25 protein-coding genes are annotated in these 20,992 nt (G+C 45.6%); 24 read left to right on the top strand and 1 reads right to left on the bottom strand.

Features of this window, described 5'->3' with window-relative positions; translation table 11 throughout:
- Positions 1–19: 19 nt before the first annotated feature.
- From ACIGG7_RS19330 to trxB, 19 genes are all read left to right on the top strand, one after another.
- A complete protein-coding gene (locus ACIGG7_RS19330) occupies positions 20–1,147 on the top strand; it encodes a DUF4097 family beta strand repeat-containing protein (protein ID WP_397550703.1) in 1,128 nt (375 codons plus the stop codon).
- Between the two features lie 21 nt (positions 1,148–1,168).
- A complete protein-coding gene (locus tag ACIGG7_RS19325) occupies positions 1,169–1,372 on the top strand; it encodes a PspC domain-containing protein (protein ID WP_397550702.1) in 204 nt (67 codons plus the stop codon).
- Positions 1,372–1,728: a phage holin family protein gene (locus ACIGG7_RS19320; RefSeq protein WP_397550701.1), complete on the top strand. Its 357-nt coding sequence runs from the start codon at positions 1,372–1,374 to the stop codon at positions 1,726–1,728. Before ACIGG7_RS19325 ends, ACIGG7_RS19320 begins: the two co-directional genes overlap by 1 nt.
- Positions 1,729–1,826: 98 nt before the next feature.
- On the top strand, positions 1,827–2,477 hold the full coding sequence (locus ACIGG7_RS19315; RefSeq protein WP_397550700.1) for an alpha/beta family hydrolase: 651 nt from the start codon (positions 1,827–1,829) through the stop codon (positions 2,475–2,477).
- Between the two features lie 128 nt (positions 2,478–2,605).
- Positions 2,606–3,541: an HPr(Ser) kinase/phosphatase gene (hprK, locus tag ACIGG7_RS19310; protein ID WP_224944860.1), complete on the top strand. Its 936-nt coding sequence runs from the start codon at positions 2,606–2,608 to the stop codon at positions 3,539–3,541.
- A 45-nt stretch (positions 3,542–3,586) separates the two neighbouring features.
- Positions 3,587–4,423, top strand: coding sequence for a prolipoprotein diacylglyceryl transferase (gene lgt, locus ACIGG7_RS19305; RefSeq protein WP_224944854.1), 837 nt, complete (start codon positions 3,587–3,589; stop codon positions 4,421–4,423).
- 19 nt (positions 4,424–4,442) lie between these two features.
- A complete protein-coding gene (locus tag ACIGG7_RS19300; protein WP_397550699.1) occupies positions 4,443–5,408 on the top strand; it encodes a nucleoside recognition domain-containing protein in 966 nt (321 codons plus the stop codon).
- Positions 5,380–6,030 (top strand): pyrophosphatase PpaX, encoded by a 651-nt coding sequence (gene ppaX, locus ACIGG7_RS19295; RefSeq protein ID WP_397550698.1) that lies wholly within the window; start codon positions 5,380–5,382, stop codon positions 6,028–6,030. Before ACIGG7_RS19300 ends, ppaX begins: the two co-directional genes overlap by 29 nt.
- The gene (locus ACIGG7_RS19290; RefSeq protein WP_397550697.1) at positions 6,027–6,566 is read left to right on the top strand and encodes an acyltransferase; all 540 of its coding nucleotides are present in this window, start codon (positions 6,027–6,029) and stop codon (positions 6,564–6,566) included. The genes ppaX and ACIGG7_RS19290 overlap by 4 nt, the downstream gene beginning before the upstream one ends.
- A 390-nt stretch (positions 6,567–6,956) precedes the next feature.
- A complete protein-coding gene (locus tag ACIGG7_RS19285) occupies positions 6,957–8,144 on the top strand; it encodes an ATP phosphoribosyltransferase regulatory subunit (RefSeq protein ID WP_397550696.1) in 1,188 nt (395 codons plus the stop codon).
- Positions 8,141–8,764, top strand: a complete 624-nt coding sequence (gene hisG, locus ACIGG7_RS19280; RefSeq protein ID WP_224944846.1) for an ATP phosphoribosyltransferase — start codon at positions 8,141–8,143, stop codon at positions 8,762–8,764. Before ACIGG7_RS19285 ends, hisG begins: the two co-directional genes overlap by 4 nt.
- 170 nt (positions 8,765–8,934) lie before the next feature.
- On the top strand, positions 8,935–10,206 hold the full coding sequence (gene hisD, locus ACIGG7_RS19275) for a histidinol dehydrogenase (RefSeq protein WP_397550695.1): 1,272 nt from the start codon (positions 8,935–8,937) through the stop codon (positions 10,204–10,206).
- Positions 10,207–10,264: 58 nt separating this feature from the next.
- Complete coding sequence (gene hisB, locus ACIGG7_RS19270; RefSeq protein ID WP_397550830.1) at positions 10,265–10,849, top strand: imidazoleglycerol-phosphate dehydratase HisB; 585 nt, start codon at positions 10,265–10,267, stop codon at positions 10,847–10,849.
- A 3-nt stretch (positions 10,850–10,852) separates the two neighbouring features.
- Complete coding sequence (gene hisH, locus ACIGG7_RS19265; protein ID WP_397550694.1) at positions 10,853–11,488, top strand: imidazole glycerol phosphate synthase subunit HisH; 636 nt, start codon at positions 10,853–10,855, stop codon at positions 11,486–11,488.
- Positions 11,485–12,219, top strand: coding sequence for a 1-(5-phosphoribosyl)-5-[(5-phosphoribosylamino)methylideneamino]imidazole-4-carboxamide isomerase (gene hisA / locus ACIGG7_RS19260; protein ID WP_397550693.1), 735 nt, complete (start codon positions 11,485–11,487; stop codon positions 12,217–12,219). The genes hisH and hisA overlap by 4 nt, the downstream gene beginning before the upstream one ends.
- Entirely contained in the window at positions 12,213–12,971 is a 759-nt protein-coding gene (gene hisF / locus ACIGG7_RS19255) for an imidazole glycerol phosphate synthase subunit HisF (RefSeq protein ID WP_224944836.1), read from the top strand. Before hisA ends, hisF begins: the two co-directional genes overlap by 7 nt.
- Positions 12,968–13,597: a bifunctional phosphoribosyl-AMP cyclohydrolase/phosphoribosyl-ATP diphosphatase HisIE gene (hisIE, locus tag ACIGG7_RS19250; protein WP_397550692.1), complete on the top strand. Its 630-nt coding sequence runs from the start codon at positions 12,968–12,970 to the stop codon at positions 13,595–13,597. The genes hisF and hisIE overlap by 4 nt, the downstream gene beginning before the upstream one ends.
- Positions 13,598–13,721: 124 nt before the next feature.
- Positions 13,722–15,233, top strand: coding sequence for a tetratricopeptide repeat protein (locus ACIGG7_RS19245; protein WP_397550691.1), 1,512 nt, complete (start codon positions 13,722–13,724; stop codon positions 15,231–15,233).
- Between the two features lie 150 nt (positions 15,234–15,383).
- The gene (gene trxB / locus ACIGG7_RS19240) at positions 15,384–16,331 is read left to right on the top strand and encodes a thioredoxin-disulfide reductase (protein WP_224944830.1); all 948 of its coding nucleotides are present in this window, start codon (positions 15,384–15,386) and stop codon (positions 16,329–16,331) included.
- A 52-nt stretch (positions 16,332–16,383) separates the two neighbouring features.
- On the opposite strand, the gene ACIGG7_RS19235 is transcribed toward trxB, so the two are convergent.
- Entirely contained in the window at positions 16,384–16,536 is a 153-nt protein-coding gene (locus tag ACIGG7_RS19235) for a Fur-regulated basic protein FbpA (protein WP_224944828.1), read from the bottom strand.
- A gap of 182 nt (positions 16,537–16,718) precedes the next feature.
- Here ACIGG7_RS19235 and ACIGG7_RS19230 point away from each other — a divergent pair, with 182 nt between their 5' ends.
- The 5 genes from ACIGG7_RS19230 (at position 16,719) to ACIGG7_RS19210 (ending at position 20,941) form a co-directional block, all read left to right on the top strand.
- Positions 16,719–17,033 (top strand): MerR family transcriptional regulator, encoded by a 315-nt coding sequence (locus ACIGG7_RS19230; protein ID WP_224944827.1) that lies wholly within the window; start codon positions 16,719–16,721, stop codon positions 17,031–17,033.
- 405 nt (positions 17,034–17,438) lie between these two features.
- A complete protein-coding gene (locus ACIGG7_RS19225) occupies positions 17,439–18,155 on the top strand; it encodes a GDSL-type esterase/lipase family protein (RefSeq protein ID WP_397550690.1) in 717 nt (238 codons plus the stop codon).
- A gap of 428 nt (positions 18,156–18,583) precedes the next feature.
- Positions 18,584–19,042: an 8-oxo-dGTP diphosphatase gene (locus ACIGG7_RS19220; RefSeq protein ID WP_206857391.1), complete on the top strand. Its 459-nt coding sequence runs from the start codon at positions 18,584–18,586 to the stop codon at positions 19,040–19,042.
- Positions 19,043–19,088: 46 nt separating this feature from the next.
- Complete coding sequence (gene rapZ, locus ACIGG7_RS19215; protein ID WP_098352017.1) at positions 19,089–19,982, top strand: RNase adapter RapZ; 894 nt, start codon at positions 19,089–19,091, stop codon at positions 19,980–19,982.
- Positions 19,979–20,941: a gluconeogenesis factor YvcK family protein gene (locus tag ACIGG7_RS19210; RefSeq protein WP_224944823.1), complete on the top strand. Its 963-nt coding sequence runs from the start codon at positions 19,979–19,981 to the stop codon at positions 20,939–20,941. The genes rapZ and ACIGG7_RS19210 overlap by 4 nt, the downstream gene beginning before the upstream one ends.
- Positions 20,942–20,992: the final 51 nt, after the last annotated feature.

Genomic DNA, 20,992 nt, shown 5'->3' with positions numbered 1-20,992 from the left:
ATAAAGGGGATGAAAGAGTATGAATGAAGAACGCAAACGCATTTTGGATATGTTGGAAAATGGAACGATTTCAGCGCAGGAAGCACTGGCATTGCTGGAAGCACTCGATAAAAAGCCTCACGAATCGAAGAAAAAAGAGAAGGATTTTCTTGATGACTTCGTTTCCATTTTTCAGGATGACAAAAAGGGACCAAAGGATCATTCCACTCAAACAGGGAATCCGAAAGATAAGCTTCTCGATTTCATGAATTCGGCTTTAACGAAAATCAAGAATTTCGACTTTGACTTTCAATGGAACCAATCGGTTGAAGTGTCTCATGTTTACCAACAGCCCAATACCAATTTCGAGAAGATCGACGTAGACGTGGCGAATGGGAAGGTGGAACTGATTCCATGGGATGGGGAAGAGGTTCGTGTGGAATGCGAAGCGAAGGTTTACCGTACGGAGGATCAGGAAGAAGCACGAAAGCAGTTTATGGAGAATACGTCTTTTAACGTTGATGGAGATACGCTCTATTACTCGACACAATTAAAGTGGATGAAAGTGGATGCTAAGCTCTACATTCCGAAACATCAATATAAAAGGATTTCGGTCCGTTTATTCAATGGCGGGTTAAGTGCCGAGAAATTAGAAGTGGAGGACCTTCGCGCAAAGGCGGCAAATGGGAAGATTCATATCGATCGTCTGACATCGAAGAAAACGGAAGTCGAGACGTCAAACGGTGCGATTTCTATCCTGAATGCCAAAGCGGATCATGTCGAAGCGGAATCCATTAATGGAAAGGTCCATGTTGAAGGAGATATCTTATATTCTGATGTGCAGTCCTTGAACGGAAACATCATATGTGACCTAACCGGCGAAAAAGCCGACACTGTGCATGCCAAAACGGTGACAGGGAATATTGATTTATTTGTTCCTGAAAACATCAAGATTTCCGGAGAAGCCAAATCGAATTTCGGCAGTTTCAAGGTTGAATTGCAGGGTATGGATGTACTAGAGGAAAAAAATGAAGTGGTGCAGAAATCGATCCGTTTCAGTCGTAAAACGGATTCACCCGATAAGCTTCATCTTTTTGCGGAAACAAAAGCAGGATCTGTCCTCATAAAAAAGCATGAACAGAAGAATGTTAATAAGGACAACGCATAAGATGAGAAAGAAGGAATCATAATGAAAAAACGATTAGCACGATCAAGGTCAGACCGAAAGCTGGCTGGAGTGATTGGTGGATTGTCCCGTTATGTAGGGATCGATTCCACGATCCTAAGGGTGATCTTCATCATCCTGCTCATTCCAACGGGATTTTTCCCGCTGGGTGTCATTTATGCTTTACTGGCCTTCGTGCTGCCACATGAGGAGGAAACCATCAGATAATGAGATGGATTATTGGGATTTTAATCAATGCAGTGATCTTTATTGCATTAGCCGGTTTTTTTGAAGGATTTGAAGTGTCGGGGATCGGGGCGGCCATCGGAGCGAGCTTTATTCTGTCGATCCTGAATGTGCTCGTAAAACCGATTTTAATCATCCTGACTCTGCCGGTCACGATTTTATCACTGGGACTGTTTCTTTTTGTCATCAATGCTATTACGCTGTTATTGACAGATGGACTGATGGGAAGCAGTTTCGAACTATCTGGGTTCGGGATGGCATTTTTGGCATCCATCATTTTGTCACTTGCCAATTTGGTGATTCAAAAAACGGTGCTCGAACCAATGAAAGAAAAGTAAACAGGAAGGACTCCGGGCTCATCCGGAGTTTTTTTTGTGGTCAAAAAAGGAGATTTCCCCTTTGAAATAGAAATAGATGGAAAAAGGAGGAGGAATTCATGAAAGTCACATCGGATGTAATGAGAGGATATCGTCACATCGAGGTCCCGTATACTCTTTTATCCCCAACAGAAGAACCAGGTGGTATCGCTATTTTCCTGCCGGGTATGGGTTACACGGTGCAGGCGCCTTTGCTGCACTATTCAACGGGGCTGTACTTGAATAAAGGATATGATGTCCTCCATATCAATTATCAGTATTCCTCATCAGACTATAAGGGGTTTTCTATAGAAGAAAAGGATGATGCATTAAGGCATGATGTGAAGAAGATGATGAACCAGATTCTGACTGAAAAAAGCTATTCTCATATACACGTAGTAGCCAAGTCCCTTGGCACACTTGCCCTGGGCAATGAAATACATAATGAAAGACTACAGGATTCTAAGTTTGTCTGGTTAACCCCTCTATTGAAAGAGGATGAGGTCTTTCAAGCTGTGATGGATAGTGAGCAGGAAGGGATATGCATCGCAGGGGACCGTGACCCACATTTTGATGAGGAGCGATTCAACCGACTCAAAGGGAATAAGCGCATGCATGTGCATGTAGTCAAGGATGTCAATCACAGCCTGGAGCATGATTTTCAGGTCATTGATTCGATTTCCACTCATAGAGAGATTCTCTCAGTGATAAAAGCATTCATTGAAGCGTAGCCGTGGCTGCGCTTTTCATCATTTGGGCGGTTGAGCAGGTCTCCTTGCGCTTTTCTCCATAATTGCTAAAATAGGTTAGAGTACGCTTATTATGACAAAGCGAGTGTAACGTGAAGGAGGAGCTACTTGTGGCAAAAGTTCGCACTAAAGATATCGTCGAGAAGTTCAATTTGGAGCTTGTCGGGGGAGAAGAAGGTTTACATAGACCCATTACAACGAGCGATATTTCCCGTCCGGGGTTGGAGATGGCCGGGTATTTCAACTACTATCCTGCAGAACGTATTCAGTTACTGGGGAAAACTGAGCTTTCCTTCCTGGAGTTATTGGATGAAGCAGAACGCAAACGGAGAATGGAAGCACTTTGTACGGATATCACTCCAGGTATCATTATCTCAAGAGACCTGGTGATCCCTGATGAGCTTGTGGAAGCGGCGAATCGGTATGATGTTCCTGTCATGCGCTCATCCATGAAAACGACACGGTTTTCTTCAAGGCTGACGAATTACTTAGAAAGTAAGCTTGCTCCTACAACGGCAATCCATGGTGTTCTGGTCGATATCTATGGAGTCGGAGTATTGATCACGGGTAAGAGCGGCGTCGGGAAAAGTGAAACCGCCCTTGAACTTGTGAAGAGAGGGCATCGTCTGGTAGCCGATGATTGTGTGGAAATTCGCCAGGAAGATATGGATACACTGATTGGTAGCTCCCCTGAGTTAATTGAGCATCTTTTGGAAATCCGAGGCTTGGGAATCATCAATGTGATGACATTGTTTGGTGCCGGAGCGGTCCGCAGCTATAAACGTATTACCCTGTGCATCAATCTTGAGCTATGGGATAAAACGAAACAGTATGATCGCCTTGGACTGGAAGAAGAGAAAATGAGAATTATCGATACGGATATTACGAAATATACTGTACCGGTACGTCCGGGACGAAATCTTGCCGTCATCATCGAAGTGGCTGCCATGAACTTCCGTCTGAAGCGCATGGGAGTGAATGCTGCAGAACAATTTACGAACCGTTTGGCAGATGTAATCGAAGACGGTGAAAACGAGGATATTTAAGCTTTACATAAACCAAATAGCCCATATTCATAAAGGAGAGACAAAATGAACGAGAACATTACGCCAATCGATCCTATTGCCATTTCACTCGGGCCAATCCAGGTACACTGGTATGGAGTCATCATCGGACTTGGGATTGCACTGGGACTTTATTTAGTCATTCGTGAAAGCAAACGCTTAGGCCTTCATCCCGATACATTCATTGATTTACTCGTGTGGGCGATCCCCATCGCCATCATTTGTGCCCGTGCTTATTACGTCATTTTCGAATGGGATAATTATTATGCCGATCATCCGGGGGATATCATCAAAGTATGGAATGGAGGAATCGCCATTCATGGTGCCTTGATCGGTTCGGTCCTGACGACGGTCGTTTTTGCCAAAGTGAAAGGATTGTCCTTCTGGAAATTGACGGATATCGCAGCGCCTAGCATCATCCTCGGCCAGGCAATCGGTCGCTGGGGCAACTTTGTGAACCAGGAGGCACATGGTGGGGAAGTATCACGTGCCTTTCTTGAAAATCTGATGCTTCCTGATTTTATCATCAACCAGATGTACATCGATGGTGCGTATTATCATCCTACGTTCCTATACGAATCACTTTGGAGCTTTGCCGGACTGATCCTGCTTCTTGTGTTGAGAAGAAAGGCCGGCTGGCTGCGAAGGGGAGAATTGTTCCTGACATATGTGATCTGGTATTCCATTGGTCGTTTCTTTGTTGAAGGGCTCAGGACGGATAGTCTGATGCTGGGGTCCTTGCGGTTCGCTCAAGTGATTTCCATCTTCCTGATCATTGCCGCGATCGCTGTGTTTATTTATAGAAGAAAAACAGGTCTTGCCCAAAAGGCTTATGAAGAGAAGTCAGATAGCTTGAACGCTTAACAAAAGGGGAGTAGGAACTATGTGGATGTCATCTTTGAAAAATGGCGGACTCACAGGATTGAAAACAACGTGGTCGTTGGGGAAAGTCATTTTTCCGATCACACTCATCGTCTTTCTACTGCAATACACACCGGTCCTTCCGTGGATCATGGAAAAGATTTCACCTCTCATGAAACTTCTCGGTCTGTCAGGTGATGCGGCTATTCCCCTTGTTCTGGGAAATTTCCTAAATCTTTATGCGGGAATAGGTGGGATTTTGTCCCTGGATTTAACGGTGAAAGAAGTTTTCATCATCGCGGTGATGCTCTCTTTTTGCCATAATCTTTTCATTGAATCGACAGTTGCTTCAAAAGTCGGTGTGAAAATCTGGCTGATTGTTACCGTGAGGGTCAGCCTTGCTCTCCTATCTGCTATTGTCATTAATCTAGTATGGAGCGGCGGCTCGGAGATTGCGAAATATGGGATGATGCCTCCTCAACAAGCAGAACCAAATGGATGGGGAGAGATCTTCCTGCTTGGACTTGAGAAAGCGGGATTCGGGGTCTTACAATTGGCACTGATCGTCATCCCCCTTATGATGGTCATTCAGGTGATGAGAGACTTGAAATGGATGGACGTGTTTTCCCGCTGGATGTCGCCTGCAACACGGGCACTCGGGATGAATGAGAATACGTCTTCCACAATGGTGGCTGGACTCGTCATCGGTCTTGCCTACGGGGCTGGCGTCATGATCCAGGCGGTCAAGGAAGACGGGGTCAGCAGGAAAGATGTCACCATCGCCTTTATCTTTTTGGTGGCGTGTCACGCGGTGGTCGAGGATACATTAATCTTCCTTCCGCTTGGCATACCCGTCCTTCCATTGCTATTGATCAGGCTGGTGACGGCGATCGTGCTGACGATGGTCATTGCGTATTTCTGGAACAAAGTCGATGCTAAGAAAGAAAAGGAGCTGCATTATGAGCAGGATTACAACAATCTTATTTGACTTGGATGGAACGTTGATCAATACGAATGATCTGATCATTTCATCCTTCTTGCATACATTGAATCACTATTATCCAGGACAATATGAAGAAAAGGATGTTCATCCATTCATGGGTCCGCCTTTGGAAGAATCGTTCGGGGAGTTGAACCCTGAGAAAATGGAAGAAATGTGTGCCCATTACCGGGCATACAATCATGAACATCATGATTCCCTTGTGACGGAGTTTGAGGGAGTGTATGAAACCGTTCAGACGCTTCACCAGCATGGATACAAATTAGCCATCGTATCGACGAAGGTACGAGACGTGGTGTTAAAAGGACTGGACCTGATGAATCTAAGACCGTTCTTTGAAGTCATCATCACGCTGGATGAGGTGGAAAACGCGAAGCCCCATCCGGAACCGATCGAGAAGGCGTTGATCGCATTGGGATCTTCGCCGGATGAAGCGATCATGATCGGTGACAATCACCACGATATTTTAGCAGGGAAAAATGCAGGCGTCCTGTCGGCAGGAGTTGCCTGGAGTGCAAAAGGCAGAGAGCATCTGGCCCACTATGAGCCGGATTTCATGCTTGATAACATGAAGGACTTATTAGCCATCGTGGGAGCCCCGACTGCATGAGACGGACGACCCGCTATCCTGTAGAAGGAGCAAATTCCCTTTGGCATGTGTATAAAACCGTTCCATTCGGGAAGGTCGTCAAAAATTTCATCGTCATCCAGCTCGCCCGCTACACACCATTTCTGGGAATGAAGAATTGGCTGTATAAGACGTTTCTTCGGATGAAAATCGGTGAGCACACCTCATTCGCCCTGATGGTGATGCTCGATGTGATGTTTCCTGAGAAGATTTCCGTGGGGCGGAACACGGTCATCGGTTATAACACGACAATCCTTGCCCATGAATACTTGATTAAGGAATACCGGTTAGGTGATGTGGAAATTGGATCGGAAGTGATGATCGGTGCCAACACCACGGTGTTGCCGGGAGTGAAAATTGGTGACGGGGCCATCGTCTCAGCCGGGACCCTCGTGCATAAAGACGTTCCCGAAGGTGCGTTCGTCGGGGGAAATCCGATGAGGGTCATTTATACAAAAGATGAATTGGCAGAACGATGGCAGGAAGATGCCATTTATGGATTGAATAGAGAAAAATAAGGGAAAAAGCAAAGATAGATTGTATTCTATCTTTGCCTTTTTTGTTTGTGAAAGAGGAAGGAGGGTGGGTGGATGGCGGAATTTGTCGAATGGCAGATATATCGGATAATCGGCAGATAAATTCAATTTTCGGCAGATATATGATGAAAACGGCAGATAAAAATAAAATATGGCAGATATCCCACAACAGCACCACCCCGCACGCTTCTGCAATCTCCCAGAAAATCATCCCGTCAAACGGTTGACGAATAAAAAAAGAAACGCTACACTACATTTAACTTTATTTTATTAGCACATTAGCGAATTAAAGGATTTCTGAATAATCGAGAATTAGTAGCAATCCCTCTATCGGGGAAAAATAGATGAATTAATACTTCAAAGGTGGTTCTTATGACTAAGTTGTTTATGTTCGAGAAGCCATTGGGAATGAGAGATACATTTCCTGATTTATATGAAATCAAAGACCAGACAAAGAAGAAAATGGAACAAACTATGAAGCTTTGGGGATACAAGTTTATTGAAACCCCGAGCCTTGAATATTACGAAACCGTCGGGGAAGCGTCAGCCATCCTCGATCAGCAGCTTTTCAAGCTATTGGATCAGCAGGGACATACTCTGGTGTTGAGACCTGATATGACTGCGCCGATCGCGAGGATCGCTGCGTCAAAATTATTGAAAGATGAAGCACCATTGAGACTCGCCTATTCTAATTCCGTATTCCGGGCACAGCAGCGGGAAGGTGGACGTCCTGCTGAATTTGAGCAGGTGGGCATTGAGTGCATCGGCGACGATTCCGTCAGTGCCGATGCTGAAGTGATCGCCCTGATGGTATCCGTATTGAAGGAAGCCGGACTGGAACACTTCAAAATTTCCATCGGCCATATCGGGTTTGTCCAGGAGTTGTTCACACAGATCGTGGGGACGGAAGAACGGGCGGATACGTTAAGAAGATATCTATATGAGAAGAACTATGTCGGGTATCGTCAGCATGTTAATGACCTTGCACTGTCATCCATTGATAAAGAGCGTCTTTTCCGGTTCCTGCAATTACGGGGTTCAGAAAACGTACTCGGTGAAGCCCACAGTCTTCTTGAAGGTGAGAGAGGGCTCCGGGCATTGGAACAGCTGAAGGATCTGTGGAATATTTTGAAGGATTATGAAGTGGAGCAGTATGTCAAGTTCGACTTGAGTCTTGTCAGCCACATGAGCTATTACTCAGGCATTTTATTTGAAGTGTACGGTGACAATGTCGGGTTTGCCATCGGAAATGGCGGACGCTACAATAAACTTCTTGAAAAATTCGGAAAGAACTCAGGGGCGACAGGCTTCGGATTGCGCCTCGATTACGTACTGGAAGCGATGCAGGTTAAACTATCTTCCTCCCTTCAACAGTGTGTACTGTTCAGCGATGAGCGCAGGAAAGAAGCCATCGGCCTGGCACGTGACTTGAGGAATGAAGGTGTCGAGGTCGTCCTTCAGAACTGGAAGGGTGTAGGAGATGTGGACGAGTTTACGAAGGGGTTCAGCAATGTTCACTTCGTAGTCGGACAGGATAGAAAAGGCGGTGAAACATCATGAGTGCGTTAACGATTGCGATGCCAAAAGGGAGGATCTTCGAGGAAGCGGTGGATTTACTAAGAAAGGCAGATTATAATCTGCCGCCCGAATTCGATGATTCAAGAAAGCTCATCATCGAAGTGCCTGAGGAGGACTTGCGGTTCATCCTCGCAAAGCCGATGGATGTTCCGACATATGTGGAGCATGGCGTCGCAGATTTAGGGATTGCCGGAAAGGACGTCATGCTGGAAGAAGAGAGGGACGTCTATGAACTTCTCGATCTGCGGATCAGTGGATGTTACCTGGCTGTTGCGGGACTTCCCAATACGAAAATGAGTGATGTGGCACCGAAGATTGCAACCAAATATCCGAATGTCGCTTCATCCTACTTCCGGGAGCAGGGTGAACAGGTGGAGATCATCAAGCTTAACGGTTCCATCGAGCTTGCCCCCTTGATCGGGCTGGCTGACCGTATCGTCGATATCGTTTCTACAGGTCGTACCCTGAAAGAAAACGGCCTCGTCGAATACGAAACCATCGTAGGCATCACCTCACGCCTAATCGTGAATCCCGTCAGTTACCGGATGAAAGACGAAAAAATCGAAGACCTCGTCTCCCGCCTCACCCGCATCATCGGGTGAGAGGGACGGACCTTGCTCGATTGGGTCCGAAAGTGAGGAATGACAAGCATTTGAGGAAATTTCGGGGCGGTAAATCGGTGTATATCGAGGTCCGTCCCTCTGAATAGAGAATACATAGAGAAGGCGGTACCTTATAGGAGGTCCGTCCCTCTAAAAGGTTGGTGATTTCTGTGAAGATTATGAAGGATGTCAGCGTGGCGTCGATTAAACGCTCTGTGGATAGTGGCACAGAGGAACAGCGGAGAGCGGTTCAGGAGATCATTTCTTCTGTACAGAAGGATGGAGATAACGCGGTCCGTCACTATACTAAGAAATTTGATGGTATCCAATTAGCAAACTACAAAGTTTCTGAGAGTGAGATAGAAGAAGCGTTCTCAACTCTCGATCCTGAACTCATTTCGATCATTGAAGAAGCGGCGGATAATATTCGTGATTTCCATTCACAACAAAAAAGGTCGTCATGGTTCACAACAGATGAAAATGGAACGATGCTAGGTCAAAAGCTGACACCGCTTGATTCAGTGGGTGTGTACGTTCCGGGTGGAACAGCAGCCTATCCGTCGTCTGTATTGATGAATGTACTTCCAGCAAAAGTGGCCGGAGTCAAAAGGATCACCATGGTTTCTCCTCCAGGGAAGGATGGAAAGCTGTCTCCAGGAGTACTTGTGGCAGCAAAAGTCGCCGGAGTGGAAGAAATCTTCAAGGTCGGTGGTGCCCAAGCGGTAGCGGCACTGGCATACGGAACGGAATCGATCACTCCTGTGGATAAAATAACGGGACCAGGAAATATCTTCGTTGCCCTGGCCAAACGCGAAGTATTCGGTGATGTGGATATCGATATGATCGCCGGCCCCAGTGAAATCGTCATCCTGGCAGACGAACATCAGCGGGCCGATGAAATTGCAGCGGATCTCCTTTCACAGGCTGAGCATGATGTGCTTGCGTCTGCAGTCCTGGTGACGAATTCAGCGACCCTTGCCGAAGAAGTATCCGCACAGGTTGAACGCCAACTAGCGACTCTTCCCCGCGAAGAGATCGCGCGTCAATCCATCGTGGATTTCGGGGCCATCTATGTAACGGAAGATATGGAAGAAGGAATTGGGCTGGTCAACCAGCTTGCGGCAGAGCATGTTGAAATCCTGACGGAAAAGCCGTTCGAAACGATGGCCAAAATCCGTCACGCCGGAGCCATCTTCCTGGGACGCTTCAGCTCGGAGCCTGTCGGGGATTATTTCGCAGGGCCGAATCACGTCCTGCCGACGAACGGGACAGCCCGTTTCTCAAGCCCGTTGAACGTGGATGAATTCATGAAAAAGACAAGTGTCATTTCCTACAGTGAAACAGCACTGCAGAATAACTATGAAAAAATCGCGAAGCTCGCCCGGTTAGAAGGGCTCGAGGCCCATGCAAGGGCAGTGGAAATTCGATTCGATAAAAAGTAGGGAAGAGGGACGGACCTTTCATTGAAAGGTCCGTCCCTCCCAAAAGGAGGACAACATGGTGAGAAGTGCAGAGATTGTGCGTAAGACGAATGAAACGGATATCCGGTTGAGTTTTGGGGTCGATGGGGAAGGAAGCTCAAAGATCGAGACGGGGGTTCCGTTTATGAGTCATATGCTGGATTTGTTCACGAAGCACGGACAGTTTGATTGTACGATAGAAGCTAATGGTGATATTGAGGTCGATGATCATCATACGACAGAGGATATCGGGATTTGTTTGGGGCAGGCACTATTGGAATCCCTTGGAGACAAAAAGGGCATCAAACGTTACGGATCTGCTATGGTTCCAATGGATGAAGCGCTCGCACAGGTCGTGGTGGATCTGAGTAACCGTCCGCACCTGGAATTCCGCGCAGAACTTCCAAGTCAGAAAGTCGGAACCTTCGATACGGAGCTCGTTCATGAATTCCTTTGGAAGCTGGCACTTGAAGCACGGATGAATCTGCATGTCATCGTTCATTATGGTCACAACACGCACCATATCATTGAAGCAATCTTTAAAGCGCTTGGCCGTGCCCTCGATGAAGCTACGACGATTGATCCCCGTGTCAAAGGGGTTCCGTCTACGAAGGGAATGTTATAGTTCATGATCGGAATTGTGGATTATGGAATGGGGAATCTGTTCAGCGTCAGCAAAGCACTGGAACGCTTGAACGTCCCTTACTTCATAAGTGATGTACAAGATGAATTAGTAAAAGCAGATGGGTTGATTTTACCGGGGGTCGGGGCATTTAAAGATGCCATGAACCTTCTTGAAACCACCCATTTAAAAGAGACGATCCTCACCTTCGCCGAAAGCGGGAAGCCTCTCCTTGGCATTTGTTTAGGCATGCAGCTCTTGTTTGATGAAAGCAAGGAAAATGGAGCGACGAAGGGATTAGCTCTCCTTCCTGGAGAAGTGATTCACATCCCGAAAGAGGACAGTGCAGGAAATGCCTTTAAAGTCCCTCACATGGGGTGGAATTTGCTTCGGTACGAGAAAAACTCTTCCCTTTTAGAAGGATTGACAGAAGGCTATGTGTACTTTGTTCATTCTTATTATGTGCATGAGGGAACTAAGGACGTTATTGTGGCAAGTGCGGATTATGCTGGTGTCACGATCCCTGCCGTCGTGAGTCGGGACAATATATACGGAATGCAGTTTCACCCTGAAAAAAGCGGTGAGCTTGGTATGCAGCTGTTAGAAAACTTTACAAAACGGGTGAAGGAGGCGGTCTCATGAGTTTTACGATTTATCCAGCCATTGATATGCGGGGAGGGAAATGTGTTCGTCTCGTCCAGGGAGATTATAATCAGGAAACGATTTATGGAGATTCTCCATTTGATATGGCGAAGAAATTCGCCGAAGAAGGGGCAGAGTGGATCCATATGGTCGATCTTGATGGGGCGAAGGAAGGCTCCCGGATCAATGATGAATTCGTGATTGCCGTTGCAGAGAAACTCGATGCTAAGGTACAAATCGGTGGGGGAATACGTTCCAAAGATGATATCGAGCATTATTTGAACCGGGGTGTGGATCGTGTGATCATTGGCAGTATCGCCGTTTCCAACACAGAATTGGTAAAGGAATGGCTGTCTGAATATGGTGATCGTATCGCCATCGGACTTGATGCGAAGGATGGTTATGTGGCTACCCATGGTTGGCTGGAAACGTCGAACCTTAAAGCAGTCGATCTTGGAAAAGAACTGGCCGCTGCCGGAGCCGAAACGTTTATCTTCACCGATATTGCCACAGACGGAATGCTATCTGGTCCCAATGTAGAAGCGATTGTGGAGATGGCTGAACAAACGGGAAAATCAGTTATTGCGTCTGGTGGAATAAGCTCATTGGAAGACCTCAGGGATTTAAAAAAGTATGAATCCAGGGGCGTATCAGGAGCTATTTGCGGGAAATCGATTTATACAGGGAAATTCACTGTGAGTGAGGCTGTAAATGAGGTGAAATCATGTTAACAAAACGAATCGTTCCCTGCCTGGATGTGAAGGATGGCAGAGTGGTAAAAGGAATTCAGTTTGTGGAACTCCGCGATGCGGGTGATCCCGTTGAACTTGCGAAGGTCTATGACGAGCAGGGGGCGGATGAGCTAGTATTCCTTGATATCTCTGCTTCTCACGAAGGGCGGAAAACCATGGTGGAAGTCGTTCAGCATGTAGCTGCGGAGCTGGCGATTCCCTTCACCGTAGGCGGCGGAATCAATTCAGTGGAAGATATGAAAGCAATCCTCCGGGCAGGTGCAGATAAAGTTTCCCTTAACACAGCTGCCGTCCTTCGGCCGGAACTTGTACGGGAAGGAGCCGATTATTTCGGATCTCAATGCATCGTTGTAGCGATTGATGCCAAGTATGATGAAGATAGCACGGGTTGGAAGGTGTATACCCACGGTGGAAGAAAGCTGAAGGACCTTGATGCCGTAGAATGGGCGAAAGAAGTGGAAGCTCTCGGTGCCGGGGAAATCTTACTCACGAGCATGGACAGTGACGGGGAGAAAAAAGGCTTCAATCTGGCTCTTACAAAGGCCGTCAGCGAAGCCGTCTCGATTCCTGTGATCGCTTCAGGGGGAGCAGGGAATGCCGATCACTTCAAAGATGTGTTTACAGAAGGCAAAGCGGATGCGGCCCTCGCAGCCTCCATTTTTCACTATAAAGAAACAAGTGTAGAAGAAGTAAAAAGCTACTTAAGAGAGCAGGAGGTGCACGTAAGATGACGAATAACGATTGGATTGCATCCGTGAAGTACGATGATAAAGGATTGGTGCCTGCCATCGTTCAGGATGCCAATACGAAGGATGTTTTGACCCTGGCATATATGAATGAAACGTCTCTAAAGAAAACCGTTGAGACAGGAGAAACCTGGTTTTATTCCCGTTCGCGACAAGAGTTGTGGCATAAAGGCGAAACGAGCGGGAATACCCAAAGAGTCAGGAACATCACGTGGGATTGTGATCGTGATGCCCTTCTTGTCCTAGTCGATAAGAAAGGTCCTGCCTGCCATAAAGGGGAAGAAAGCTGCTTCCATGAAAATGTGTATGGTGAAGAGAAGTCATCAACAGAAAATATCCTTCTCACCCTTGAAAAACTCATTGGAAATCGTGAAATGGAGCGACCGGAAGGAGCCTACACGACCTACCTTTTTGAAGAAGGGGTAGACAAGATCCTTAAAAAAGTCGGCGAAGAAGCATCAGAAGTGATCATTGCCGCGAAGAACAGGGACAGCGAGGAACTGAAATGGGAAGTCGCAGACCTCTTTTACCACGTACTTGTCCTTCTAAGAGAACAAAAACTTCCACTCGAAGATGTACTGGGAGTCCTAGTGGAACGTCATAATAGATAATACCCTTGAGGGACGGACCTTCGCGCATGCGCGAAGGTCCGTCCCTCAAAATATGGTAGTTTAGTACGGGTGTATTGTATGATATACTACTGTAGTTATACTATGAACGTTTCGGAGGACTTTGATGAGAAAAGGGTCAAAATTAAGTAGTGAAGAAGCGAAAGTGTTGTCTTTTGTCCCGACTGGAGAGTATTACTACAACAAAGGGATGAAAGCTTATCAACGTCGAGAGCTTAAGAAATCGTTAAAATATTTAAATAGAGCGTTTCAATTAGAACCGATCGAACCGATGATTGCCTGTCAATTATCGATTGTGTATACAGAGCTTGGTGAATACAAGCGTTCCAATGACCTATTGCATAACATAATAGAGGATCTTGATCCTCATATGTCGGAATGTCACTATTTCCTGGCTAACAATTATGCTCATTTAGGCTTATTTAAAGAGGCGTACGAACAGGTCTCCACGTATCTGGAAAAAGAAGAGTACGGTGAATTTGTCGAAGATGCCGAAGATCTGCTGGAGCTTTTAGAGCTTGATTCCGATTTGATCGTGGATGATCTCTATGAGCATGATGAGCTCATCGTGCAGCAGGAAAAAGCGAGGGACCTCCTTGAATCCGGTCACTTCCAGAAAGCTGTGGATACCTTGCAGCAGGTGATCAAGGACTATCCGGAATTCTGGTCGGCTTATAACAACCTGGCACTTGCTTATTTCTATTTAGGGGAAGTGGATAAAGCGTCTGCTACCCTGGAAGAAGTGTTAGAAAAGAATCCTGGAAATCTTCATGCCCTGTGCAACACGGCCGTTTTTTATTTCTATCAAAAGCGCCATGATGAACTGGATGAATTGATCCAAGGTCTTGAGAAGGTCCGTCCCCTGCTTCATGAGCACCGTTATAAGCTCGGGGCCACGTTTGCCCTGATTGGTCATTCGAAAAAGGCCTATGAATGGTTGAAGTATCTTCAGAAGATCGGATTTGAAGGGGATGCGAGCTTTTATTATTGGTTGTCTTATTCAGCGCATGAGACGGGGCACGGGGATACTGCCCGTACAGCGTGGAAAAAGGTGTTGGAAATCAATCCTGAAAAAGAAGGACTCGAGCCCTGGAACGATCAGAAGAAAGCGGAGGGCTTTGAAAATCATGTAACATCGATTTTAAAAAAGCTTCAAAGTGACTATACCGAGGAGAAATTATTCGGTCTTTTCCTGACGTCCATCTCTGACAATCAACGGGCCATCCTCACTCATGCGGACTTTTGTGAAGTGGAGGACCTGTCGATCGTGGAAAAGGTTTATTTAGCCCAGGTGTTAAACAGCCATGGGAACAGTTCGATCAAAGTGAATCAGGAAATCCGTAATATGCATGAGGTCGCCCTGCACCTTTATGGTAATCATCGCCCGATTACGAGTGTGGAATCCGGCTTATTCCTGACGTGGTTCACCATTGCTTACCGGGGGATTAAAGAACGGGAAACCTTCAAGAATGCAAAAGCCTTCGCAGCGGCTACGGAATTTGTCTGGAATCGCCTGCGGAATGAGAAGGTCACGAAGAAACAGATTTGCGACCGGTTCAATGTCTCCACAAGTACATTGACAAAATATATAGAGGTCGTGGAAAGTTACCTTCCTTGAGCATATTTTTGGACGATATGTGTCTAATTTTTATAGGATAGGTGTAGGAAGTTAATACTATGGATGGAAGCCTGAAGCACCATAAGAGCCCTATCCATATGATTGAAATAAAGCATATGTTTATGAACGTTTCGGAAGGAGAATGTCATCATGTCTGAAGAAAAAATTTATGACGTAATCATTGTAGGTGCAGGCCCTGCAGGTATGACTGCAGCTGTTTACACGTCACGTGCCAGCCTTTCAACGCTTATGCTTGAAAGAGGAGTACCGGGCGGACAAATGGCGAATACGGAAGAAGTGGAGAACTATCCTGGCTTCGACCATATTCTAGGTCCTGATCTTTCTAATAAAATGTTTGATCATGCGAAAAAATTCGGTGCGGAATACGCTTACGGAGACATCAAAGAAATCGTGGACGGCGAGGATTTTAAAACCGTTAAAACCGGTTCCAAGGAATTCAAGGCCCGTGCCGTGATCATCACAACAGGTGCAGAGTACAAAAAAATCGGCGTTCCTGGTGAAAAAGAACTGGGCGGTCGTGGAGTATCTTACTGTGCCGTATGTGACGGAGCATTCTTTAAAGGAAAAGACCTTGTCGTAGTCGGTGGAGGGGACTCTGCCGTGGAAGAGGGAGTTTACCTGACAAGATTCGCCAACAAAGTGACGATCGTTCACCGTCGTGACGAACTGCGTGCCCAAAAGATCCTGCAACAGCGCGCCTTCGATAACGAGAAAGTTGATTTCATTTGGAACCATACCGTGAAAGAAATCAATGACAAAGACGGAAAAGTCGGAAGTGTGACGCTTGTGTCCACTGAAAACGGTGAAGAAAAAGACTTCCAAGCGGATGGTGTCTTCATTTACATCGGAATGCTTCCGCTGACGAAGCCATTTGCCAACCTTGGAATCATCAACTCTGAAGGATACATCGAAACAAACGAACAAATGGAAACAAAGGTTCCTGGAATCTTTGCAGCCGGTGATGTTCGTGAAAAACAACTCCGTCAAATCGTGACAGCAACAGGTGACGGCAGTATTGCTGCTCAAACAGCTCAGCACTATATCGAAGAGCTGAAAGAAAAAGTTAAAAACGGTTAATTTATAAAAGCCTTCCGAAAGGTGAATCCCTTTCGGAAGGCTTTTTTATAAGTTAATTCTTCTTATGCTTATTAAACACATACACCAACTCCGAAAGCGTCAGCTTCTGTAATCCTTTATCACATGACTTGTAAACACCAGCTTCTACTAACCGACGAATAAATTGCTGCCTCTGTCTTTCAACGGCTTCACGTAAAAAGGGCATGCGTGTTCACTCCTTTTGGATTCTTATTGGTAGTGTAAGGTGGTCTTCGTGAAAAATCATCCACCTTGTTAAGTTTTCTATCAATTTAGAATTCTTTGTCAGGTTTTCTAACATAATAGTCCAAAGAGGAGTAGGAGACATGTATAATCAAGATATTCCCTGTTTAGGAGGATGAGGACAACGTGGACAATGAACCTTCCTATAAGGATAAAAAAGTGATATCCATCGGAGTTGTGAGCGAATTGACCGGTTTGACCGAGAGGAAGATCCGGTACTATGAAGAGAAAAACCTGATCTTTCCACATCGCTCCAACAGGGGCTACCGGAAGTACTCCTTTTCCGATGTGGAACGATTGATGGATATCGCCGATCAGCGTGAAGAAGGAGTAACGACGAAGGAAATCAAATATGAACTAACGAGAAAAGAGAGAAAAGAAGCAAAGCAAAAAATGATCAAGGGACAGTTGAATGCGCGGTTCGGGGTACAGAAGAAATGAATAAGAGGGACGGACCTCTGGCCGGGCGTCGTGGGGGTATGTGCTGCTTAATTGGTGTGAAAAATGTAAATCGGCTGGTTTATTTCCGATTTCGGCTGGATCTAACTCGAAAACAGCTGAATTCTCGTCCGTTTCGGCTTGTTTCTTGCCCGAATCGGCTGGATTTCTCTGAACGCCTCCCCGATCATACCCCGCTAAGCATGTGGGAGATACCGCTCCTCACGAAAATTCAACGAGAATCATCTCAACAATCATAAAAAAAATATCAATTTCCTAACCTGAAAAACATGATAACCAACCCTACCACCACACTTCCAAAAATAAACAAGATTACACCCTTTCCAAAAGGGAATAACGTCTATTATGAACGTCATCTAAAGTTTATTGCGGAAGGTTGGATCAACTATGAAAGTGCTGAAATTTGCAGCAATCGCTGTCTTATTTGCCCTTATCCCCGTCATCTATTTCAGTTTTTTTGCCGACGAGACGGAGTCATCTACGAAGAAACGTGTCATTGCTTTAGGCGATTCTCTCACATATGGATACGGTGATAAGAAAGAAGAAGGTTATATCGGCCGATTAGAAGAGAAAGTAAATCAACAACATACGAAGAGGTCGTATCACTTTCAAAATCTTGGGATACCCGGGCAGCAGTCGGATCAGTTACTCGCTCAGATCGTGAAGCCCGATGTTGCCGAGGATTTAAGTGAAGCTGATGTATTTATCATCAATATCGGAACCAATGATTTAATTAAAAACAATGGTGGAGACCTGTTTCCTTTACATCACGACGAAATCATGGATGCAAAAAAGGATTATCTCGACCATCTGGATAAAATCCTGAATATTGTCGGGACAGCGAATAAGGATGCGGACATTATCGTTTTGGGCTTATATAATCCATATCCGGACAAGGACAGTGATAAGATCGAAGCATACGTGGACGATTGGAATAAGTCGATGATGAAAGAAGTAAAAAAGCATGAAAATGTGAAATACGTCTCAACTAATTTATTGTTCAAAGGGAAGTCCAAGGAAAACTATTTTCATGACTCCCTGCACCCCAATGGGAAAGGGTATGAATTAATCGCAGACCGGATTATGAAGAACTATGACTTTTAACCTGGTTTTGACAGGATTCGCGAGGATTCGAGAGAAATTGTAAAATCTCGTTGGAAACATTAACATTCCGTAATACCGTTTTAAATCTGTTGTAACACTAGTGAAACAATTTTCGGGTAATATAGAAAATAAGAAATTGACCCCCTTTTAAGTAATAAATCCCGTAGACGACACAGGACTCGCCTGTGTCTATTTTTTTGCTCTTTTTTACCTGTTATAGTCACTCCGGCGCTCTGTATCAATGATATACAACAACTGATCCTGTCAAAACCTGTCCTATTATCTTTCGATTCCATTCGACATATTCATCAGCAAGCCAAGACATTGTAGCTTGTCTACAATCATAGTATAATGTAAGCAACGAGATTGACTGTAAATGGGATGGATGCATATATCACTCCCGAATCATCAAGATTGAGGTGAAGGTAGTGCAACGTGTCACAAATTGTTTATATCTGGATGGGGACAAGGTGCTCCTTCTCCAAAAACCAAGAAGGAACTGGTGGGTCGCTCCTGGTGGAAAGATGGAGTCTGGTGAATCGATCAGGGATGCCGTGATTCGCGAATATCGTGAGGAAACGGGTATTTACTTGAAAAATCCTGATTTGAAAGGCGTCTTTACGTTTATCATCAAAGATGGCGATCAAATCGTATCGGAGTGGATGATGTTCTCCTTCTTTGCAACAGAAGCAGATGGAGTCAATTTGCAGGAATCAGAAGAAGGCAAGATCAAATGGCATCCAATCGAAGAGATCAAGAATTTGCCGATGGCTGAAGGAGACTATCATATTCTGGACTACCTCTTGCATGGAAAGAATACGATTTATGGAACGTTTACCTATACTCCTGATTTTAAATTATTGTCATATCGACTGGATCCAAGTTAAACAACGAACTTTTATATAGATCATTACGATTAAGGTGGGGAAGAGTATGAGTACAGGTTCTACAAACGACGTTCAATTGGTCATCATTACGGGGATGTCCGGGGCAGGTAAGACTGTTGCCATTCAGAGCTTTGAGGATTTAGGATTCTTCTGTGTGGACAATCTACCACCCACTCTTCTTCCAAAATTCTTGGAACTGATGAAAGAGTCCGGTAATAAAATGAATAAGGTCGCCCTTGTCATGGACCTCAGAGGAAGAGAGTTCTTCGATCATCTATTCAAAGCATTAGACGAACTGGCGGAAACCTCATGGGTATCCCCTCAGATCCTTTATCTCGATGCAGATGATTCTTCCCTTGTCAGACGATACAAGGAAACGCGCCGTTCCCATCCGCTGGCTCCTTCGGGACTTCCTCTTGAAGGGATCCGTCAGGAAAGGGAGCTTCTTGAAGAGTTGAAGGGGCGCGCGCAGTTGATATATACCACTTCCACTATGAAGCCAAGAGAGCTTCGGGAGAAAATTCTAACGGAATTCTCGGTGAATAAGAAGACGATTTTCACGGTGAATGTCGTATCATTCGGATTTAAGCACGGGATTCCCATCGATGCCGACCTGGTATTTGATGTACGATTCCTCCCGAATCCTCATTACATCGATCATATGAGGCCGAAGACGGGATTGGATGAAGAAGTGTCGACGTATGTGCTGAAATGGAATGAAACGAATAAATTCATTGAAAAAGTAACCGACCTGCTATCGTTCATGCTTCCCCAATACAAGCGGGAAGGAAAGAGTCAGCTTGTCGTTGCGATCGGCTGTACAGGCGGGCAGCATCGTTCGGTTGCGTTAGCAGAATATCTTGGACATCATTTTGAAAAAGACTATCAAACGAAAATTTCTCATCGAGACATTCAGAAGAGAAAGGGTCTAACAACATGACACATACACCCAAGGTCGTCGTAATCGGGGGAGGAACGGGCTTACCGGTCCTTCTCAGGGGATTGAAACGACACCCGATTGATATATCGGCCATCGTCACCGTCGCTGATGACGGTGGCAGTTCCGGTCGTTTGCGGGATAGCTTGGATATACCTCCACCGGGGGATATACGGAATGTCCTTGCTGCTCTTTCAGAAGTAGAGCCATTGGTTGAACAAATGTTTCAGCATCGTTTTGAAACGACGAATGAACTTTCCGGCCATGCACTGGGTAATCTGATCATTGCGGCACTGGCCTCCATCACGGGGGACTTCGTTCATGCGATCCAGGAAATGAGCAGGGTGTTGAATGTGAAGGGCAAGGTGCTGCCGTCGGCGAATCAAAGTGTCATCTTGAAGGCTGAAATGGAAGATGGGACGATTGTGACGGGAGAGTCTGCCATCCCGAAAGCCGGGAAGAAAATCAAACGTGTCTTCCTGAAGCCGGACAGCATCAAGGCGTTAGGGGAAACCTTGCGTGCCATCAAGGAAGCTGATTTAATTGTGATGGGACCGGGAAGCCTATATACTAGTATCTTACCGAACCTTCTTGTCCCTGGAATTGGCGAAGCCGTCTGCAGGGCGGAAGCGAAGAAGATGTATATTTGCAACATCATGACACAGGCGGGGGAGACCCTGGATTATTCAGCAAGCGACCACGTGAAGGCTTTATACGATCATTTGGAAACGCCGAGCATCGATTATATCTTGGTGAACAAAAAGCAGGTGCCCAAAGAGGTGCAGGAAAGATATAATGAAGAACAGGCGAGCCCCGTTCACTTTGATGTGGATAAATTAAAGGCTATGGGGCTGGAAGTGATTGCCGAAGAGATTCTCTCTTATGACAACCATCTCGTTCGTCATAACACAGAAAAGGTCGCGGATATTATTTATTCTTATCTTAAAGATACAAACCCTTGATACACAAACGAAAATTTCTTGTGTATAAGGTTGTGCAAGCGTTTGCTAGGA

It is taken from the genome of Rossellomorea sp. NPDC077527, assembly GCF_044542955.1.
Lineage (GTDB): Bacteria > Bacillota > Bacilli > Bacillales > Bacillaceae_B > Rossellomorea > Rossellomorea aquimaris_E.
This window is presented reverse-complemented; position numbering and strand designations above follow the sequence as displayed.

Bases quoted from the DNA above. Each gene is read 5' to 3' on its own strand.
- ACIGG7_RS19330 (WP_397550703.1), top strand. From the start codon at position 20: ATGAATGAAGAACGCAAACGCATTTTGGATATGTTGGAAAATGGAACG.
- ACIGG7_RS19325 (WP_397550702.1), top strand. From the start codon at position 1,169: ATGAAAAAACGATTAGCACGATCAAGGTCAGACCGAAAGCTGGCTGGA.
- ACIGG7_RS19320 (WP_397550701.1), top strand. From the start codon at position 1,372: ATGAGATGGATTATTGGGATTTTAATCAATGCAGTGATCTTTATTGCA.
- ACIGG7_RS19315 (WP_397550700.1), top strand. From the start codon at position 1,827: ATGAAAGTCACATCGGATGTAATGAGAGGATATCGTCACATCGAGGTC.
- lgt (WP_224944854.1), top strand. From the start codon at position 3,587: ATGAACGAGAACATTACGCCAATCGATCCTATTGCCATTTCACTCGGG.
- ACIGG7_RS19300 (WP_397550699.1), top strand. From the start codon at position 4,443: ATGTGGATGTCATCTTTGAAAAATGGCGGACTCACAGGATTGAAAACA.
- ppaX (WP_397550698.1), top strand. From the start codon at position 5,380: ATGAGCAGGATTACAACAATCTTATTTGACTTGGATGGAACGTTGATC.
- ACIGG7_RS19290 (WP_397550697.1), top strand. From the start codon at position 6,027: ATGAGACGGACGACCCGCTATCCTGTAGAAGGAGCAAATTCCCTTTGG.
- ACIGG7_RS19285 (WP_397550696.1), top strand. From the start codon at position 6,957: ATGACTAAGTTGTTTATGTTCGAGAAGCCATTGGGAATGAGAGATACA.
- hisG (WP_224944846.1), top strand. From the start codon at position 8,141: ATGAGTGCGTTAACGATTGCGATGCCAAAAGGGAGGATCTTCGAGGAA.
- hisH (WP_397550694.1), top strand. From the start codon at position 10,853: ATGATCGGAATTGTGGATTATGGAATGGGGAATCTGTTCAGCGTCAGC.
- hisA (WP_397550693.1), top strand. From the start codon at position 11,485: ATGAGTTTTACGATTTATCCAGCCATTGATATGCGGGGAGGGAAATGT.
- hisF (WP_224944836.1), top strand. From the start codon at position 12,213: ATGTTAACAAAACGAATCGTTCCCTGCCTGGATGTGAAGGATGGCAGA.
- hisIE (WP_397550692.1), top strand. From the start codon at position 12,968: ATGACGAATAACGATTGGATTGCATCCGTGAAGTACGATGATAAAGGA.
- ACIGG7_RS19245 (WP_397550691.1), top strand. From the start codon at position 13,722: ATGAGAAAAGGGTCAAAATTAAGTAGTGAAGAAGCGAAAGTGTTGTCT.
- trxB (WP_224944830.1), top strand. From the start codon at position 15,384: ATGTCTGAAGAAAAAATTTATGACGTAATCATTGTAGGTGCAGGCCCT.
- ACIGG7_RS19235 (WP_224944828.1), bottom strand. From the start codon at position 16,536: ATGCCCTTTTTACGTGAAGCCGTTGAAAGACAGAGGCAGCAATTTATT.
- ACIGG7_RS19225 (WP_397550690.1), top strand. From the start codon at position 17,439: ATGAAAGTGCTGAAATTTGCAGCAATCGCTGTCTTATTTGCCCTTATC.
- rapZ (WP_098352017.1), top strand. From the start codon at position 19,089: ATGAGTACAGGTTCTACAAACGACGTTCAATTGGTCATCATTACGGGG.
- ACIGG7_RS19210 (WP_224944823.1), top strand. From the start codon at position 19,979: ATGACACATACACCCAAGGTCGTCGTAATCGGGGGAGGAACGGGCTTA.